The sequence below is a fragment of the Streptococcus infantis genome (assembly GCF_047460405.1).
Taxonomy (GTDB): domain Bacteria; phylum Bacillota; class Bacilli; order Lactobacillales; family Streptococcaceae; genus Streptococcus; species Streptococcus infantis_Q.
In genome coordinates, this window is the sequence record NZ_JASHGH010000007.1 from 1 (window position 1) to 17,929 (window position 17,929).

At 34.2% G+C, this 17,929-nt stretch carries 17 protein-coding genes; 4 read left to right on the forward strand and 13 right to left on the reverse strand.

Annotated elements, in window-relative coordinates; all coding sequences use genetic code 11:
* The coding region (locus tag QM928_RS04305; RefSeq protein WP_353505222.1) for a cadmium resistance transporter at positions 1 to 229 on the reverse strand (229 nt) is incomplete at its 3' end.
* A gap of 28 nt (positions 230 to 257) precedes the next feature.
* On the opposite strand from QM928_RS04305, the gene QM928_RS04310 reads away from it, so the two are divergent.
* Positions 258 to 431, forward strand: coding sequence for a FanG protein (locus QM928_RS04310; protein WP_083936654.1), 174 nt, complete (start codon positions 258 to 260; stop codon positions 429 to 431).
* A 436-nt stretch (positions 432 to 867) separates the two neighbouring features.
* Here QM928_RS04310 and QM928_RS04315 read toward each other — a convergent pair whose 3' ends face one another.
* From QM928_RS04315 to QM928_RS04350, 8 genes are all read right to left on the reverse strand, one after another.
* The gene (locus QM928_RS04315; RefSeq protein ID WP_414294587.1) at positions 868 to 1,572 is read right to left on the reverse strand and encodes a hypothetical protein; all 705 of its coding nucleotides are present in this window, start codon (positions 1,570 to 1,572) and stop codon (positions 868 to 870) included.
* A 104-nt stretch (positions 1,573 to 1,676) separates the two neighbouring features.
* The gene (locus QM928_RS04320) at positions 1,677 to 3,674 is read right to left on the reverse strand and encodes an NACHT domain-containing protein (RefSeq protein WP_414294588.1); all 1,998 of its coding nucleotides are present in this window, start codon (positions 3,672 to 3,674) and stop codon (positions 1,677 to 1,679) included.
* A gap of 955 nt (positions 3,675 to 4,629) precedes the next feature.
* On the reverse strand, positions 4,630 to 6,165 hold the full coding sequence (locus QM928_RS04325; RefSeq protein ID WP_414294589.1) for a hypothetical protein: 1,536 nt from the start codon (positions 6,163 to 6,165) through the stop codon (positions 4,630 to 4,632).
* Complete coding sequence (locus QM928_RS04330) at positions 6,158 to 7,537, reverse strand: hypothetical protein (RefSeq protein WP_414294590.1); 1,380 nt, start codon at positions 7,535 to 7,537, stop codon at positions 6,158 to 6,160. The genes QM928_RS04325 and QM928_RS04330 overlap by 8 nt, the downstream gene beginning before the upstream one ends.
* A 598-nt stretch (positions 7,538 to 8,135) precedes the next feature.
* The gene (gene rpmG, locus QM928_RS04335) at positions 8,136 to 8,285 is read right to left on the reverse strand and encodes a 50S ribosomal protein L33 (RefSeq protein ID WP_001265622.1); all 150 of its coding nucleotides are present in this window, start codon (positions 8,283 to 8,285) and stop codon (positions 8,136 to 8,138) included.
* A 15-nt stretch (positions 8,286 to 8,300) separates the two neighbouring features.
* Entirely contained in the window at positions 8,301 to 8,483 is a 183-nt protein-coding gene (gene rpmF / locus QM928_RS04340; RefSeq protein WP_000290417.1) for a 50S ribosomal protein L32, read from the reverse strand.
* 147 nt (positions 8,484 to 8,630) lie between these two features.
* On the reverse strand, positions 8,631 to 8,831 hold the full coding sequence (locus QM928_RS04345) for a PTS ascorbate transporter subunit IIC (RefSeq protein ID WP_000796543.1): 201 nt from the start codon (positions 8,829 to 8,831) through the stop codon (positions 8,631 to 8,633).
* A gap of 2 nt (positions 8,832 to 8,833) precedes the next feature.
* Positions 8,834 to 9,841 (reverse strand): SPFH domain-containing protein, encoded by a 1,008-nt coding sequence (locus tag QM928_RS04350; protein ID WP_414294591.1) that lies wholly within the window; start codon positions 9,839 to 9,841, stop codon positions 8,834 to 8,836.
* Between the two features lie 183 nt (positions 9,842 to 10,024).
* Here QM928_RS04350 and ilvD point away from each other — a divergent pair, with 183 nt between their 5' ends.
* Complete coding sequence (ilvD, locus tag QM928_RS04355) at positions 10,025 to 11,728, forward strand: dihydroxy-acid dehydratase (protein WP_414294592.1); 1,704 nt, start codon at positions 10,025 to 10,027, stop codon at positions 11,726 to 11,728.
* A gap of 105 nt (positions 11,729 to 11,833) precedes the next feature.
* Complete coding sequence (locus QM928_RS04360) at positions 11,834 to 12,202, forward strand: glyoxalase (RefSeq protein WP_414294593.1); 369 nt, start codon at positions 11,834 to 11,836, stop codon at positions 12,200 to 12,202.
* Positions 12,203 to 12,245: 43 nt separating this feature from the next.
* On the opposite strand, the gene QM928_RS04365 is transcribed toward QM928_RS04360, so the two are convergent.
* From QM928_RS04365 to tgt, 3 genes are all read right to left on the reverse strand, one after another.
* On the reverse strand, positions 12,246 to 12,587 hold the full coding sequence (locus tag QM928_RS04365; RefSeq protein WP_049530778.1) for a metal-sulfur cluster assembly factor: 342 nt from the start codon (positions 12,585 to 12,587) through the stop codon (positions 12,246 to 12,248).
* A gap of 265 nt (positions 12,588 to 12,852) precedes the next feature.
* Positions 12,853 to 14,670 (reverse strand): acyltransferase family protein, encoded by a 1,818-nt coding sequence (locus tag QM928_RS04370; RefSeq protein WP_414294594.1) that lies wholly within the window; start codon positions 14,668 to 14,670, stop codon positions 12,853 to 12,855.
* A 132-nt stretch (positions 14,671 to 14,802) separates the two neighbouring features.
* Positions 14,803 to 15,945 carry a tRNA guanosine(34) transglycosylase Tgt gene (gene tgt / locus QM928_RS04375; protein ID WP_248035875.1) on the reverse strand — a complete coding sequence of 381 codons (1,143 nt, stop codon included), beginning with the start codon at positions 15,943 to 15,945 and terminating at the stop codon, positions 14,803 to 14,805.
* Between the two features lie 704 nt (positions 15,946 to 16,649).
* Here tgt and QM928_RS04380 point away from each other — a divergent pair.
* Positions 16,650 to 16,841, forward strand: a complete 192-nt coding sequence (locus tag QM928_RS04380) for a hypothetical protein (protein ID WP_000109864.1) — start codon at positions 16,650 to 16,652, stop codon at positions 16,839 to 16,841.
* A gap of 100 nt (positions 16,842 to 16,941) precedes the next feature.
* On the opposite strand, the gene QM928_RS04385 is transcribed toward QM928_RS04380, so the two are convergent.
* A complete protein-coding gene (locus tag QM928_RS04385; RefSeq protein ID WP_414294595.1) occupies positions 16,942 to 17,928 on the reverse strand; it encodes an N-acetylmuramoyl-L-alanine amidase in 987 nt (328 codons plus the stop codon).
* Between the last annotated feature and the right edge of the window lies 1 nt (position 17,929).

The following is a 17,929-nucleotide window of genomic DNA, read 5'->3' on the forward strand; positions in this document are numbered from 1 at the left end:
GAATCAAACCGAGCAAACCTAAAATCTCTTTACTAGGAATATAATTTAAGACAAATGCAAAAAGTAAACTTAGCAATATTAGACTAACAGAGCCTAGAAATTGTCCTAAATAGATGTTAATGATGTCTTTTCTGCTTTTTCTTTTGGCAAAAAATAACATTAGGATAATAAGTAAGTCTACGGCTGTCCCAGAATACAGGATTATTGAAGTAACAACATTTTGAATCATAAAACACCTCATTCAAATATATTTTTGAATGTATTTTAACATTAAACTTTGTAGATGTCAACTTCAGCTCCATCAAAATATAGATAAGAAGGTAGTGTACCAAACATTAAAAAGCCCTGCCATCGAAATGATAGCAGGGCTCAACTTCAATATCCAGATGATATATTTATCTAAAAAAGGTAGAGTTTGGACTGAAATATAGTGAAATATATTGAAATTGAAAAAAGAAAAAACGCTTAAAATGAACTGCACCCCAAAAGTTAGACATAAAAATCTAACTTTTGGGGTATTTTTATTATGAAATTAACTTCTACACCTACAAAGCTTATTCTGGCAGACTTTATAAAAGTCTGAGAAAAAAAGGTAGAGAAAAAGGTAGAGATTGAAATAATAGTAGAAATTCAGCGATCACAGTTTCCCTCTCTATATTTTAATCACTCTGATAACTCTGTTTCCACCTTGTATTTTCGTTATACAGTTACTTAAACCTTGAGCGTACAAAAACTTACTCAAATTGACGAATAATAAAGATTGAATATTGTTAGTCTTTGAATTATCCACCTGTTTTTCTAAATGGATTATTAAAACTGTATATTAAGCTCTAACTACTCAAAAATATTATTTTGAAAACTGATTTGTTACATTTTTCCGAATATCTCTTCTAAACTCTTTTCTATTTCTTTATGAACATAATCACTTAATGGTGTATTTCCACTAGAATTTCTTGAGAATAAAAGAGTTGAAAAATCACTACTACGACTAGAAACATCTTTAGGGACTCTGTTTAATGAGTGATAGCTTTGTAGTATTTCATCATATATTTTTTCATAACACTTACTTAAATCACCTAGCGATACTTCAATTAAATTTTTATCTCCGGAATATGCCACATGGTAATAACCTATCCACGGATTTCTTTCATCATCCTTATAAGTGACCAGTAGTTTGTATGGCATATCTTGAATTTTCGAAAAATATCTATAAATATTAGGAAAGTTATATTTTACAATTTCCAAATAACTCGCCTCAGCGAAATTAAAAAATGTCTCAACTATTTTTATTTTTCTTTTTGTAGAATATAAGTTCATTACTAAGCCATTTGACTCTGAATATTCTCTATCACGATCAGGTATGACAAAACTTCTATAATCTACATCAGACTGCAGCAAAATAGTTATCAGTTTATTTAAACTAAACAGCTCTACTCCTTCAGAAGTAGTATAACTTGCAACCTCAGGACAATCTTGAAGAATTTCATCTATCCTTTTTCTAACATTTTTACTCATTAAAGATATTTCATCAATATCTTTAAGCCAAGGTAATTTATTTTTTATTTCTTTCAAAAGTTCACATAAAATATAATTACTTGCAGGTAATGATTTCTTTTCTAAAATAGTTTTCAGATTATCTTTAATAATATCTATTGCTATTTTTCTACCACTATCTCCTATAAGGCCTGATATTCTTGAATCGCTTGACTCAACAATTCAGCGCTGATAATTTTTACATCTGGAACACCTTTGTCCACGATATCAAACCAATAATAAAGGGTGTTTTCTTCCACACCTCCAGCAATTCCTATTTTTGATTCCAATCTACAATTTTCCATGATAAATGGTTCAAATTGCTCTGATATAGAGGAGAAATAGTTTTCTACTATAAATTTATATGTTTTGAGAATCTCTGATAATATTCTTTCTACATTATCTTCCCTAGAGAAATCTGTAATCCCATTACTCCTCAATAAATCATTTTTAGAATTAACACATTCAACATAAAGAGGCAAGTTATGTTGTAGAATAAAATCTAAAAATTTATCCTGCTCTTCAATGGTTGAAAACAATCCAGAGATAAAAATGACTACTTCTCGCCATTCTTCATTATGGATAAGTTTTTCTAGAAGTGCTGTATCTGATGAAACTATTAGGTTATTTGTAATATAGTATGCAGCACAAAACTCCTTAAATAGCTTATGAGAAAAAGTAATTCTATCTGAAGTACTAAAAATTCCAAAATTTATAAAATAATCAATTAGATTTCTTTTATTTGGTGTAGAAACTGGATAAGCACTTATTATTTTATCTACTTCACTGTATGTAAAACTAGATTGATTAAAATTCTCGTAAGAAAATTTACCAAAAAGATTTAATGTTTCATGAAGGGATAATTCTGAATAACTATTTTTGTAGCGATAATTCTTTTCGAAATACTCTGTAAAAATTTGGGTTCTATTAAGCAACTCTTTATTCTGTCTATCAGTCAGAATAGTCTTACCAATTTTATACAATAAAGGGTTCCTAAACAGTTCAAGATATGCTTTAGGAAACTTGCTATACTCCCAAAGTCTAATTAAACTACTTTGAATTATACTATCGGAAAGATTTGTTAGAAAGAAACTCTTTTCTTCTCCAAGCTCATGATTATATCGATTATTTCGTGTTGTGAAAAAGAAAAAATTTTGATTATATTGTGTCATTAATTGATTTGCTTCAGAAAAAAATTTTAATCTCTTTCTCTCATCCACAATATTATCAATCCCGTCAAAGAACAATGCCAATTGATTATTAACAAATAGCTGATTAATGGCTTGTTTAGAGTTTCCTTCACAGAATGGTTCCATTTTCGATTGAATAATCTCGAATAATGTTCCTAAACTACCTCCATACTCTATTAATGGAACATAGACAGGAATTAATTGATAGGTAGAATATTTTGTACACAATTGATTTATTAGCTTAAAAGTTTCAAATGTTTTCCCAAATCCTGCTTCTCCTTTTAATACAACTTTATGGTGTTGTAAAAGGATATCTAACGAGTCTTTCACCTTACTGTCTACTGTATCCTGAAATAGATAACGATCAAAATAGTCAGACTGAACAAATGAAGCACTAGACGTTTCTAACATGGTTTTAATATAGAGGTATATTCTAAAATTTCCATTTACAACCTGCTTTAACATTGCATTACTATCATCCACAGTCGCCGATATGTACTGCAACCGTCTGTCTAATCCATCAACAATCTCTCTAATAGTTCGACACAGTGCTTGTGATTCAGAAGTACCGATTTTATTAAGTTGTTTAAATATGACTTCAAAATATTTTTGAAGAATTTGTTTTAAATCCCCATCATATAGTTTATATTTAGGATATTTTTCAATAAACAAATTGATGTAAAAATCTACTGATTGATTTATTGTTTTCGATTGCAAAACATCTTGGTTAAGAAAATTTTTTATTATCTTTTCAAGAACATTTTGTTCAATTAAAAATCTATCAAAATCAAGATAATATATCCTATCTCCATATTTCTCTAATATCGAGACTTCGACTTCTTTTTTTAGTTTTTTACTGAAAAGCTTCAGTCTTAACTTCCCAAATACTCCTCTAAAATAATTTCCTAGTTCTTCTATCAGTAGGTTTTCTATTAAAGAAATAACAAGCATACATAATCTCCTTCTATATTCGATAGTATTCCATGTAAGCATTATCCAATGCTTTTTTAATATCTCAATTTTATCTCTGATACTAGTATTTTTAGATTTTTGATGAAGATATAAATTATCAACAGCATTTGAAACAGTAGTTACTAAGCCAAGTGCCGATTAATGTTGTCCCATTTTCAACTGAAAATATCTCTCTTGATTCAAAACTCGCTCATTATAAAATAACAATAAAAGTCTGATAGAAACTTTTTTCTAATTTCGGCATTTCACGAGAATCTTTAATAAATCTCTCTTTAAGTTTCTTAGTTTCTCCTTTTTTTCATCTCTCTATTTTTTTAATTGTGACTCTTTAAGAGACTTTTCTAATCCTAGTTTGATATAAATATTTCTTGGAGAGTTTGAAAACATTTTGATATCAACATTTTCCAAAGAGTTCCTGTTTTCTTTTTTTAGAAAATTTGAATAAATTTGATTGAAATATGGAAATTTCTCAATACTTTTTAACTTGTTTGTATGTATGTAATCATAATGTAGAATAATAAATAAAGAAACTAACAAAAATGAAAAGTTTATAATTTCTGTTATAGATAAAGGGAGCTCAATACATATTATATCTCTTTACTATTTATAGTGTTATGGTGTCATTATAGCAAAAAACAATGGAATTTCCATTGTTTTTATGTTCAAATTCAAAGGGTTTTATTAACTTTCCGAAAAATTTATATTTTTCTGAAAGATATCTAATAATCTTTTTTTACTTTGCTTATTTTAATTATTTTTTCCCAATTTCATTTTAAACCCCTTATATATTTTTCGTAAAAATCTTTTCTTATAAAAAGTAAACAGTTTTATTAATCCTTTCTAAGTAAAAAGTAGTTAAGGATAACTGGTTTGAAGTGAAAGAGTTAAGGTTTTCTATATATACTTTATATGATTTATTGACTTAATAAATTACTTATATGTTTGAAGGTAGTTCATTTTTAGTTTCTAATTCTGCTATTAGCTTCTCTATTTTATTTTTACTGTTTTTAGCAGAAAGTTTTCTTTTATTCAGAATTTTTATATATAAATCAATGTTGTTTATTGAGTTTTTTATACTCAGTAAGTCTCTTACTCGATATTGGTTGATAACTTTCTCTTTAATATCATCAATGTTAGAATGTTGATTAATGTATTCTGCTAGTTTATTCTGTTTATCTTTTCTATTATCAGGTTTTCTATTTGGTCTTGGAATTAGAGATTTCATCTCGCCATTTTCTAGAGTTTTGATATTAATTTTATTTATAAATGAATCTTTGTAGTTTTCTATCAGTTCTTTAAAGGTTGTTAAGGAAAAGGAAGATTTATTTAGTTGTTTGGTGATAAAATCTTTATCTAAAGTATTAAATATTTCTTTATAATGTTCTCTAGAAATCTCACTTTGAACATTAGTTAGTTCTTTCCATAAAATGATAGGGTTGAAAAGATTAAATGGGAATTTTTTATCCTCGTGATTCATGTAGTTTCGGATTATAGATCTGAAAGAATCAATATTAGAGGTAATGTACAAGTTATCTGATTCATGTGAGGGAATTTCGATATTGCTGAAAATCTTAGAATCTATATCATTTAATAATTTTATTATAGTATTTTTGGCATCAGGAGTGTCTAGTTTATCATAAATATTTTCATAGCTATCGATTTGTTTATTTTCAAAAATAGATAAAATAGCTAATAAAGTTAAAGAATTTAATGAAATCTTTTCCTTCTCCCACAAAGTCTTGTAAAATTCCTTTCGCTCCGGTCCAACTTTTTGGAAATTAGAGGGATCAAATATTATTATTGGTATTTTATTATTTATTTTTTTACTAATTAAATCTAATAATTTCTTTTCTAGAGTCTGTTTATCTGCTTCCTTGGAAATATTCTGTATTTTTTCAAGAAGAGTATTGGCACTGACGTCTAAATTGAATTTAAAATCTAAATTTATTTTTTTATCTAGAATTAATAGTAGTAATTTTACATCATTATTTATGCTATCACTTATTTGATTATATGAAAGATAGCTCTTCATTTTGTTGAAGAGATGATCTTCTTGTGGATTTACCAATTTATTATAAAGTATTCTAGATATGCTATTTATATTTAGTGTAATCTTTTGGGGGTCATTTACATCTTGAAGGAAGATTATTTTTTTAAAGTAATTTTCTATACCATTAATAATATTTTCATTGTTATCAGCAAATGCTTTATTAAAATAATTATAAATTGCTTCATTAAAAAAATTATCTACAGAAAAGTGATGATCAGATAATTTTAAGAATATTTCATAAATTTTATCCTGTTTAAGATCTTCTATTTTTTTTAATTCCTCACTATCCTTTAATAATACAGAAACAAAAAATTTTTTTTCCTCTCCACGAAGACCATTTGGGGATTGTCTAACTAAGTAATCTGTATATGTTTCATCAATAAGATTATTTTTTATCAAAAATTTTGCTATCTCACTCATCATTATCCTCCAACAATTTTTTTATTTGAGTGTACAAGTCTCCTTTAGATTTCACTAAGTCGTTAAAATCACTGGAGTTTAGAGTTTTGTAGACTATTAGTGCAAGTAGTTGTTTGTAATCTATATCCATATCAATATTATCTTTATAAATTTTTTTGTAAATTTTAAATTCATTTACTATATTTTTAAGAACTCTGAGGTCATCAATAAATATGGAAATTTGATATAAAAAAGTTTCGAAGTCATTTTTATCCGTAATTGCTGGGTCATCTAGCAACCTTGATTTTAGATAATCAAATGAATTTGTATTGTTGACAATAGGGATAATTGGAATAATTACATCAAAAAATTTTGTTTTTTCTGTTGCAGAAATATTTTCAGTGTTATTTGCAGAATCAACATTTTTTTCAGAAAATACTTCATCACTTATTACATAGAAAAACATCAATTTCTTAAGCTTCGCAGATTTCCTTCTTTGGTTAACCATTAAGTTAATTTCTCTTAATTTTTCGAATATTGAATGGTCGTTAAATCTATCTAAGTCTTCAAAAATTACAAAATCTGCATCAGATTCATCAAAAAGATAAATAACATCAGATAGAAAATTATCAAAATATGAGACTGTAGAAAAGTCTCTATTTTCCATGTTTACGTTAATTCCCATAGTGTTTATTGTAAGTTTTGACCAATTTCCTTTATATATTATTTTCTTAATTGTATTTGAAAAAAGGTAATATAAGATAATCATAGCTATGATAGATATAATGATGAGAATGTAATCATTAGATTCAAGATTAGGTGAGAAATCTTTGATGCCAGATGTTATTTTTTCAGTTATAACTGGTAATAAAAATTTAAAATAAAGGATTAAATAAATAATTGATAATGAATAAAAGAAAATTTTATAATTTTCGATATTTTTTTTAGTAAAAAAGTTTGCTTTTGGTATTTTATTTGGTTTGATTTGATTTACTAATTGGTTGACAATTTTCATCTCTAAAATGTTGTCTATATGACTATTTATTTTCTTATCATCTTGGAGAGTAGGAATAGTATTTCCTGCTAAACTATCAAAATGTGCTAATGAGATATAAATACTTGTTTTACCCTTTAATTCATTAAAATAACTATGAATTAAAGAGCTTTTTCCAGTTCCATATCCTCCAGTTACTCCAACATTTTTTATAAGTTTATCTTGAGTTACATTATTCAATACATCTTTATAACTCTTATAGTATTTTGTTTCAAATTCATCAGAAGCAATTTGAGTGTAGTCTATTGGAGCTAGACTTTCAAGTTTTACACTTGAATTGTCGTCAGAAGGATTATTTTTAAATAGAAAAGCTAAAATTTTGAGCAAATAATTTTTCATTTATGTTGTCCTTAACTAATATTCTTATAGTTAATTATATCATACAACAAGTTGCAAAAGTTATTGTAAAATAAGTTGTGTAGACACAAAATGAAATTTATTCATAGACATATTATTGATTCAATGAAATCTTCAGAAAGAGAAAGAGATGAAGTAGTTGTTGTATTTAATATTGTAAATGCTTATAAGATATACTATAGTGATGGGACCTTTAATAGGACATAAATTGATTTAATTTCTTATTAAATTATAAGTTGGGTAAAAATTTTTGTAAAATCTGATGTTATTTAAATTTCTATATATTTTTCTAAAACTAGGGAAAATCTGATATAATAAGATTTGTAGGTGCATTATATTTATATTTACAAAACTAAATTATTTCCCTATTTAAAATCTATTAATTCATATTTTATGAAATCAATTAGTAGATATCGTTCTAAAAATCCTTGATATTGCACTGTTTTTAATTCAATTAAAATATATACTTCTCAAACCAGGTCTTAAAAAAAGGTAGAGATTGAACTGAAATATAGTAAAATTAACAAAAGAAAAAACGCTTAAAATCAGCGTTTTCTATGTATTGATTCGTATTAAATGCTTACTTCACTTCTGTAAACACAACGTGTTTGCGAAGTTTTGGTGAGTATTTCTTCAATTGAAGACGGTCTGGAGTGTTACGTTTGTTTTTAGAAGTAAGGTACAAGCGTTCACCAGATTCTTTGTGTTCAAGTGTAATATTTACGCGCATGGTATCTCCCTTCTATTATTCAGCTGATGCAGCTTTAGCGATCTTACGTCCTTTGTAGTATCCTTTAAGTGATACACGGTGAGAACGTGAGTAATCTCCAGTAGTTTCGTCAAAGTTTACAGATGGAGCTGTTACTTTGTAGTGTGTACGACGTTTGTTTTTCTTCGCTTTTGAAGTGCGACGTGCAGGTACTGCCATTTTGATTTCTCCTTTTAAGATATAATTCAGTTAGGTTTGATTTTCATCAACTTTAATAGTATATCAAAACTTTTTTGTAAAGTAAAGTTACTTGACAAAAAAAGATGAAAAAAAATTCCTATCCAAGGTTCTGGATAGGAAAATAGATTAAATATCAATCTCGAATGGTTCATCAATGGTTTCTGAGACGTATTTCCCGTCTTTTTTTCGTTGTTTGACGCATTCGGTGAGAAGATATTCGATTTGCCCGTTAACTGATCGGAAGTCATCTTCTGCCCATGATGCGAGTGCAGCATATAACTTATTCGAGAGTCGAAGGGGGATTTGCTTTTTTTTAGCTTCTGCCATTTCTAATAAAGGCTTCCTGTATTGACAATTGGTTGTGCATCATGATTGCCACAGAGAACGACTAGGAGATTTGAAACCATCGCTGCTTTACGCTCTTCGTCAAGTTCTACTAATTCTCCTTCATTGAGACGTTCTAGTGCCATTTCAACCATTCCTACAGCGCCATCAACAATCATCTTACGTGCATCAATAATGGCTGATGCTTGTTGACGTTGAAGCATGACAGCTGCAATTTCCGGTGCATAAGCTAAGTAAGTAATACGTGCTTCAAGAATTTCCAAGCCAGCATCCTCAACACGACTCTGAATTTCTTCACGAATACGCTTAGCTACAATCTCACTAGAGCCTCGGAGACTGCCTTCATCTGCTTGCCCATCACCTGTAGTATCCACATTCGGAGACACATCGTAAGGATAGATGCGGACAATATTACGAAGGGCGCTATCACACTGCAATGAAAGATATTCTTTATAGTTATCAACGTTGAAGACTGCTTTGGCTGTATCGACAACTCTCCAAGTTACCGCGATGCCGATTTCCACAGGGTTCCCTAAGCAATCGTTAATCTTTTGACGAGAATTGCTCAAAGTCATAACCTTGAGGGAAATCTGTTTCTTGCCAATTTCAAGATTTACGTCATTACCATTTGATGATTTCATCCCTGAAAAAGGGGATTTCGTGCTAACGTCACCACTTTGACCAAGTCGAGTGTGATTTGCAGGGTTGACCGCTATGCTAAAGGGATTGACAAAGTAAAAACCAGGTTCTTTGATGGTCCCAGTATAGTTACCAAAGAGAGTCAAAACCAGAGCTTCCTGAGGTTTAACAACTTTTAAACCAGCATGAGCTAGACCTGCAATTAAGCTTAATAAAAGTCCGATAATAATTCCAAAAATGTTTTCTGAACCAGCGCCCATGATAAATATAAAGACACCAAGTACGAATGCCAACTCAATGAGTACCAATGCTACTACACCATTTGGCTTTGAATTGATTAGTTTTTCAGTCATCAGAATGACCTCCTGTTTTTGATATCTAAATGATATCACTTTAATTTATAAAATCAAGAAATAAATGCAAAATTTTTAAAGAAAATATTTCTGTATAGAATTTTCTGAAAATTCAAGAATTTTCTTCTGTTCATTGCTTTTAAAATGTGCTATAATGATACAAACTGAATCGGGAGGGAACAAATGACAGAATTAGATAAACGTCACCGCAGTAGCATTTATGACAGCATGGTTAAATCACCAAACCGTGCCATGCTTCGTGCGACTGGTATGACAGATAAGGACTTTGAAACACCAATTGTGGGAGTCATTTCGACTTGGGCAGAAAATACACCATGTAATATTCACTTGCATGACTTCGGTAAGCTTGCAAAAGAAGGTGTCAAATCTGCTGATGCTTGGCCTGTGCAGTTTGGAACCATTACGGTAGCCGATGGTATTGCCATGGGAACGCCGGGTATGCGCTTCTCTCTAACGTCACGTGATATCATCGCGGACTCTATCGAAGCTGCTATGGGCGGTCATAACGTCGATGCATTTGTAGCTATCGGGGGTTGTGACAAGAACATGCCTGGTTCCATGATTGCTATTGCCAATATGGATATCCCAGCTATTTTCGCTTACGGTGGTACTATCGCCCCTGGAAAACTGGATGGCAAAGACATCGACTTGGTTTCTGTATTTGAAGGAATCGGTAAGTGGAATCACGGCGATATGACAGCGGAGGACGTGAAACGTCTGGAATGTAATGCCTGCCCTGGCCCTGGTGGCTGTGGTGGTATGTATACTGCCAATACTATGGCGACTGCTATCGAAGTTTTGGGGATGAGCTTGCCAGGTTCTTCTTCTCACCCAGCAGAATCTGCTGATAAGAAAGAAGACATCGAAGCAGCAGGACGTGCTGTTGTTAAGATGTTGGAACTTGGTCTCAAACCATCAGATATCTTGACTCGTGAAGCCTTTGAAGATGCTATCACTGTAACTATGGCTCTCGGTGGTTCTACAAATGCTACTCTTCACTTGCTTGCCATTGCCCACGCGGCTAATGTTGACTTGTCACTTGAGGACTTCAATACAATCCAAGAACGTGTGCCTCACTTGGCCGACTTGAAACCATCTGGTCAGTATGTCTTCCAAGACCTTTACGAAGTTGGTGGTGTGCCTGCGGTTATGAAGTACTTGTTGGCAAATGGATTCCTTCACGGAGACCGTATCACATGTACTGGTAAGACTGTCGCTGAAAACTTAGCTGACTTTGCAGACCTCACACCAGGTCAAAAAGTCATCATGCCATTGGAAAATCCAAAACGTGCAGATGGACCATTGATTATCTTGAACGGGAACCTTGCACCTGATGGAGCAGTTGCCAAGGTATCAGGTGTTAAAGTGCGTCGTCACGTTGGACCAGCTAAGGTCTTTGATTCTGAAGAAGATGCTATCCAAGCTGTCTTGTCAGATGAAATCGTTGATGGCGACGTTGTCGTCGTGCGTTTCGTTGGACCTAAGGGTGGTCCTGGTATGCCTGAGATGCTGTCACTTTCATCAATGATTGTTGGTAAAGGTCAAGGAGACAAGGTTGCCCTCTTGACAGACGGACGCTTCTCTGGTGGAACTTATGGTCTGGTTGTCGGACATATCGCCCCTGAAGCCCAGGATGGAGGACCAATTGCCTACCTCCGTACAGGCGATATCGTCACTGTCGACCAAGATACTAAAGAAATTTCTATGGCCGTATCCGAAGAAGAACTTGAAAAACGTAAGGCAGAAACAACCTTGCCACCACTCTATAGCCGTGGTGTCCTTGGTAAGTATGCCCACACCGTATCTTCTGCATCACGTGGTGCCGTGACAGATTTCTGGAATATGGAACAATCTGGTAAAAAATAACTAGAAAATAAGCAGTCGCTAAATGACTGCTTTTTCTAATCCTTTGTCTTATCTCGTGAAATGTGATAAGATAATTGCTCTAACTATGATTATGAAGGAGAGACAATGTTTTCAAAAAATACAGGAATTATGCTCTACGTAGATGATATAGCAGCTGAGAGAGACTTTTGGTCTGCTATCGGTTTTGAAGTTTTTAATCAATCAGAAATTATGGGGTTTGAAACTTTTGAAATGAAACCTCACACGGACAGTACACTGACTTTTACTGTCTACGCCAAAGACTTTATTCGTCAGGTATCGCCAGAGGTAGTTGATATGAAACCTAGCCTACTCTTTGAATCAGCGGACCTTTGCAGTCTTCACGAGCGCATAGCTGCAGTGACTGATACCACAAGTTCGATCAATACCCAACCTTTCCCTCACTTTAACTTTGCAAATCCAAGTGGACACTATTTCGCAGTTAGAGGAATCTAATAACAAAGCAGCTCTCTGTTTATTAGCAGAGAGCTCTTGTATTTTAGCGTGGTGGTAGTCCAAGTGCTATACGACCATAGCGACTGATGCGTGTAATCTTCCAGGCAGGTGACCAGGTAACTTCAACCCTGACATCCTCAATTCCTTCAATCTGTTTCAAACCTGCCACGATTTCGATTGGTAAACTTTCTGCACAGTCACAGGCAGTATCGGTGAAGGTCATGACAATTGTACAAAGACCAGCCTCGTCCAAATGAATCTCGTAAATCAAGCCAAGATTATAGACATCTAGTTCCACATCTGTATCGTAAACTTTTTCTAGTTTTTCAATGATTTGTTCTCCTAATGCTAGAGCACGATCATTGATTTTGATATCTTCTCTCATTGCATTCCCTCCATTTGTAAACTGCACCTATTTTCTCATAATTCTGACAATTTGGCAAGTCTTTCCCCATCAAGACTGGATTCGCCATAAAAACTACAGACTAGAAATTAGTCATAGTTTGGACCAAACTGCCCAAAGAGCTAACAACCTAGAGCAAGGGGATATCGGCATAGGTTAGAGAGATAAACTTAGAGAATGATTGAGCTTCTAAGAAATACTTTCTAAAAAGAAAAAGTAGAGAACGGTCATCTCTACTTTTTAAATATTATTTTGACTTCACAGGTTTATCTGCCAAGGCCTTGATAGCTGATGCTATCGTTTCTGCGTAGAGCTTAGCTCCCTCTTCTAGTTTGGCATTATCACTTCCAAAGTGAACCTGGTCCGTTCCTTTCCAGATGTCTGGATGATCTTTAGATACCTGATTCCAGTCTGCAACCTCAATGTAAGGATACTTTTGAGCCACTTCACGCACATAGCTAGCATACTGTTCGACATAAGGCTGAGTTGCTTGAGTTGTATCACCCTCATAAGGTGTCATAAGTACAAGTTGATGCCCCTTAGGTAGATTTGTTATCAAAGAATCGATATCAGCCTTATAATCCTCAGGGTTATTCACTCCAGTAGCAATAACGACTATTTTAGGGAGGACTTTATTCTGACTGTGATTGAGCATAATAGCATTGGCTTGCTTGGTATTTCTGCTTACTTGACCATCTGTCTGAGCGTCTGGTAGAACCTCTTTAAGTCCAGGTGTTGCACGCAAGGTTACAGAATCTCCGATGATGGATACACCTTCGGCAATATTGTAGCGACTGGCTTCTGCTTGATCCGCCATGGTTTTTGTACGGGTGATATTGGTTTGAGCTTGATTAAGGCCATTTACCATCAAATCCGTTTCAAAAGCACCGACTTGGGGAGCAATAAACATCACAATCAGTGTCAGCAAGCTAAGAAATCCGACGCCACCCACAAAGATTGGTTGAATATGCGGAATTTCTTTTACCTTTTGCAATAAGCTACTGTTCTTCCCTGCAATGAAAGGTTCAATCACATAGAAGGAAAGGCTTGCAAAGAGATAAGAGAAGATAGTGGTGAGAATCACAGCTGGTAGATTGCTCATCAACTGAGAGAAAATGATATAAAACGGCCAGTGGAAAAGATAGACGGCATAGCTGGTGTCAGCTAAGAAGCTAATTACCTTTGGTTCTTCAATCGTCGGAGTTTTCTCATGCAAAAGTCGTGCTGCAACGATCATCAGAAGAGCAGCTAAACTTGCCAACAAGAAACCAAGCAAGTAGGCAAAGAGATAATTAAATTTTACAAAGAAGGTCAATAAGAGCAAAAGTCCGAGACCTGCCCCGAATACTAGCAAGGTCTTTTTCAAATCCCAGGTATTATTTAAACGCTTAACAAGAGTAGTCGTTTGACGAACACCTACCAAAGATGCCAAAATACTGCCTAGAAAGAAAGGATAGACGTGAGTAAAGCTAGAAAAGTAGAGCGTCGAGTAGGAAGAAACGATAAAGCTACCGATAAACATTGAAAGAAAACCGATGATAAAGACAGCTGATGATAGAAGAAAGACTAGACCTCTTAATTGTCCAGATGATTTTACCCGCTTGGACATGAACCAAACCGCCAAGCCCCACACGATATAGTAATGAACTTCAACCGCTAAACTCCAGTTATGAACAAAGAGATGGGGGATGAACTGAGATTCATAACTTCCCCCTGTTAACATTTCATAGAAGTTAGTCATAAAACCAAGAACACCAGCTATCTGACTACCAATCCCGGCTACATAATCTTGGCGAACTAAGAAAGTAAAGGGCATAACGACAAGAATCATCAAGACGACTGGAGGGAAAATCCGATAAAAACGTCTCCTAAAAAATCCTAGAATATCAATCTTACCTTTTTGTCCAAATTCTTCTAACAGGAGTGACGTAATTAGAAAACCTGAAAAGGTGAAGAAGACGTCAACCCCAAAGAAACCTCCTGGGAAAACCGTCTGAAAAAAATGGTACAAGAGTACCAAGAGTAAGCCTGTAATCCTAATCAAGGAAAACCATTTTATACGCATACGAGTTTATTCTCCGTTCATTAGAGTAGTAAAAAAACCATCTAATGTTCATTCCATACTACCTTTATTTTATCAAAAAAAGAAGAAAAATCCTAAGAGAAAACTTAGGATTTCAGCTTTAGTCTACTAAACTTAGAAATTACGACCTGATTTATTATAGCCATATTTTTCAACAAAATGCTCACGGAATTCCAAGAGATTGTCATCCATAATAGCCTGGCGAACCTGCTTCATCAGATTGAGCAAGAAGTAGAGATTATGGTAACTGGTCAAGCGGATACCAAAGGTTTCATCGGCCTTGAGCAAGTGACGAAGATAAGCACGGGTATAGTTCTTACATGTGTAGCAATCGCACTCAGGATCAAGTGGTGTAAAGTCCTCCGCAAACTGGGCATTCTTGACAACCAAACGTCCTTGGCTAGTCATACAAGTACCGTTACGAGCGATACGAGTCGGCAAGACACAGTCAAACATATCGACCCCACGAATAACCCCATCAATCAAGCTATCTGGCGCTCCCACTCCCATCAAGTAGCGAGGTTTATTCTCAGGAAGGAGTTGAGTGGTGAAGTCCAAAACTGCGTTCATCTCTTCGTGAGTTTCTCCAACTGCTAGTCCACCGATAGAGTAGCCTGGGAAGTCCATGCTAACAAGGTCGCGAGCTGATTGACGACGAAGATCTTCAAATCCTGCGCCTTGCACAATCCCAAATAATCCTTGGTCATGTGGACGACGATGAGCTTTTAATCCACGCTCAGCCCAACGGCTAGTACGTTCGATTGACTTTTTCACATAATCATAGGGTTGGTAGAACTGAGGACATTCATCAAAGGACATCATGATGTCTGAGCCTAGATTATTCTGGATAGAAATAGCCTTTTCAGGTGATAGGAACATTTTAGAACCATTGAGGTGGTTTTTGAAGGTTACCCCTTCCTCTGTAATGTTACGGCTATCAGCTAGAGAGTATACTTGGAAACCGCCACTATCCGTCAAGATAGGTTGGTCCCAGTTCATGAACTTATGAAGCCCACCTGCTCGAGCAATCAACTCATCTCCAGGACGTAGCCACAAGTGATAGGTATTAGAGAGGATAATCCCTGACCCCATCTCTTTCAATTCTTCTGGCGATTGGGTTTTAACCGTTGCTTGAGTTCCAACTGGCATAAACATAGGAGTTGGGAAAGTTCCATGTGGCGTGATAATCTCACCCAGACGAGCTCCCGTGTGTTTTTCTTTTTTAATCAAACGATATTTGATTGGTGAATCTGACATTTTTTACCTCCGAAGCTGGGAAAGACAGTCCCAGTTCTTACTTTGTGCCCAAGGGCATACTGTATGATTCTATCAAAAAAAACAGGAACTGTCACGAACTATGGTATAAAGAATTGGTATTTACAAATACTTTCCGTTATTTGTCAACAGTTGGGTTTTTATTTATTTTCCTTTAAAATCATTTTCATTAATTGCTGTCATTTTTTTAAATCGTATTCATCTTCGTATTCATTTTCATACCACATTTGCCCGTATAGTTGAGAAGGTTGTAATTTAATTCTAATAGTTTACAAAATGATCAGTGAGTAATTTCACTGTTTTTTTTTGAAAAAAATTTATCAAAACTATTGACTTTATACAACTTTAGTTGTATAATAGATACATAAGGTTAAGGAGGAAACCTTAGACAAGGAAACTAGTAGAAAGGAAAACAAAATGTTTAAGTTCAAAAAGAAGCCACTCAAAGTCAAAACAAATAAGCTAGTCATCAAAATAAACTTATTTATAATCAGCTTTGAATGGCACATCGAATTTGGATAGTGAGAAATCACTATCCACCCCTTCGGGGGTGTACTTAAATTATAACAGGAAAAACAATGAAAGTAAATCTTAAAATTAGAAAAACCACCAAGCGTGAAAAAGTTGAATTTATTATTGGACTTCTTCTACTCCTATTTGCAGTTTGGTATTTTATGAGGTAATATATGTCAGTAGATATTAAAGCTATCCGCTGGCTTTTAGACAACGCCACAGCCTATGCGATCAGCAAAAACTGTGGCGTATCTATTCAGGCCGTAGATAAGTATAAAAACGGTGTATCAGATATTATGAACATGCGTTTAAAACACGCTATCAGCATGACTTCTTACGCCCATACACTACAAGAAAAACAGTGAGCACCATCACTGTTTTTTCTATTTTGAGTAAACAAAAAAACCGCAAGCTACTGCCTGCGGTTAGTGTACAATATTTTTGCCTTTCTATTTTATTTTTATTTTATTTTGTGGTGATTAAGCCATCAGGCTCCACAGTAAACTCTGGTTTTTCTGCCATTGTTCCGTCTGATTTAAGGTAGTACCAACCTGTACCATCTGCTGATTTGATGAACTGCTTGGATTTCATGTCGCCATCCTTGGCATCGAGGTAGTACCAGTGGTCTTTATATTTGATCCATCCAGTGGCCATTGCTCCAGTTTCTTTGAAGTAGTACCACTTGTTAGCAATAAGTGCCCAACCAGTAGCCATGGCTCCACTTGGGAGCAAGTAGTACCAGTAGCCGTCTGTATGCTTGTGCCAATCGTTAGCCTTCATGTAACCGTTGCTGTCGAAGTAATACCAGACATTGTCAATCTTCTGCCATTTATTCGTTGGGTAGCTTCCATCTGCGTTGACATACCACCAACCAGTCGCGTTTTTCTTCCAGCCTTCCTGGTTGCCCTCATTATCGAACATTTCTTGAACAGTTGAACCGAGCGACTGATAATGCTTGATTTTAGCAATCACATAGTCACGCAAGCTGTCATTATAGCCACCGTGCAATTCCAAAGATCGAGCAGGGCATGAGGTGCTAGAAAATTCATTGTGAAACTTGATATTTGAATAGCTCGGAGTATCACCGTAGTAAGTCATGTCTTCGGCCATTTGGCGCAATACCATGTTTTCATTTTCGATAAACTCGGCATCTGATGCGCTTAACTGCTGACATACTTCATAGCTAAGAGAGTTCATGTTGGCATCATAGTTAGCAGCAGACCACGAACCATTGTATGTGTCTTCGACTCGCACAATTGCATCTCTTGTGATGTAGTAATGAGCAAAACCAAGTTCAGACTGGCCATTATCATATCGTTCTTGGAGCCATTCGATATAGGCCTTTGCACTTTTTGAACCAGCATCATTATGTAAAACATAATATTTTGGTCGCTCAGTTGGACGTGATCCTGAAATCCCATTAAAAATTGTATGGTTAATGATTTCTACCATG

What these genes read in the sequence shown, in the direction of transcription:
- rpmG (WP_001265622.1), bottom strand. Translation starts at nt 8,285, where the DNA reads ATGCGCGTAAATATTACACTTGAACACAAAGAATCTGGTGAACGCTTG.
- QM928_RS04320 (WP_414294588.1), bottom strand. Translation starts at nt 3,674, where the DNA reads ATGCTTGTTATTTCTTTAATAGAAAACCTACTGATAGAAGAACTAGGA.
- QM928_RS04325 (WP_414294589.1), bottom strand. Translation starts at nt 6,165, where the DNA reads ATGAGTGAGATAGCAAAATTTTTGATAAAAAATAATCTTATTGATGAA.
- QM928_RS04350 (WP_414294591.1), bottom strand. Translation starts at nt 9,841, where the DNA reads ATGACTGAAAAACTAATCAATTCAAAGCCAAATGGTGTAGTAGCATTG.
- tgt (WP_248035875.1), bottom strand. Translation starts at nt 15,945, where the DNA reads ATGTCAGATTCACCAATCAAATATCGTTTGATTAAAAAAGAAAAACAC.
- ilvD (WP_414294592.1), top strand. Translation starts at nt 10,025, where the DNA reads ATGACAGAATTAGATAAACGTCACCGCAGTAGCATTTATGACAGCATG.
- QM928_RS04310 (WP_083936654.1), top strand. Translation starts at nt 258, where the DNA reads ATGTATTTTAACATTAAACTTTGTAGATGTCAACTTCAGCTCCATCAA.
- rpmF (WP_000290417.1), bottom strand. Translation starts at nt 8,483, where the DNA reads ATGGCAGTACCTGCACGTCGCACTTCAAAAGCGAAGAAAAACAAACGT.
- QM928_RS04365 (WP_049530778.1), bottom strand. Translation starts at nt 12,587, where the DNA reads ATGAGAGAAGATATCAAAATCAATGATCGTGCTCTAGCATTAGGAGAA.
- QM928_RS04360 (WP_414294593.1), top strand. Translation starts at nt 11,834, where the DNA reads ATGTTTTCAAAAAATACAGGAATTATGCTCTACGTAGATGATATAGCA.
- QM928_RS04345 (WP_000796543.1), bottom strand. Translation starts at nt 8,831, where the DNA reads ATGGCAGAAGCTAAAAAAAAGCAAATCCCCCTTCGACTCTCGAATAAG.
- QM928_RS04370 (WP_414294594.1), bottom strand. Translation starts at nt 14,670, where the DNA reads ATGCGTATAAAATGGTTTTCCTTGATTAGGATTACAGGCTTACTCTTG.
- QM928_RS04330 (WP_414294590.1), bottom strand. Translation starts at nt 7,537, where the DNA reads ATGAAAAATTATTTGCTCAAAATTTTAGCTTTTCTATTTAAAAATAAT.
- QM928_RS04385 (WP_414294595.1), bottom strand. Translation starts at nt 17,928, where the DNA reads ATGGTAGAAATCATTAACCATACAATTTTTAATGGGATTTCAGGATCA.
- QM928_RS04380 (WP_000109864.1), top strand. Translation starts at nt 16,650, where the DNA reads ATGTCAGTAGATATTAAAGCTATCCGCTGGCTTTTAGACAACGCCACA.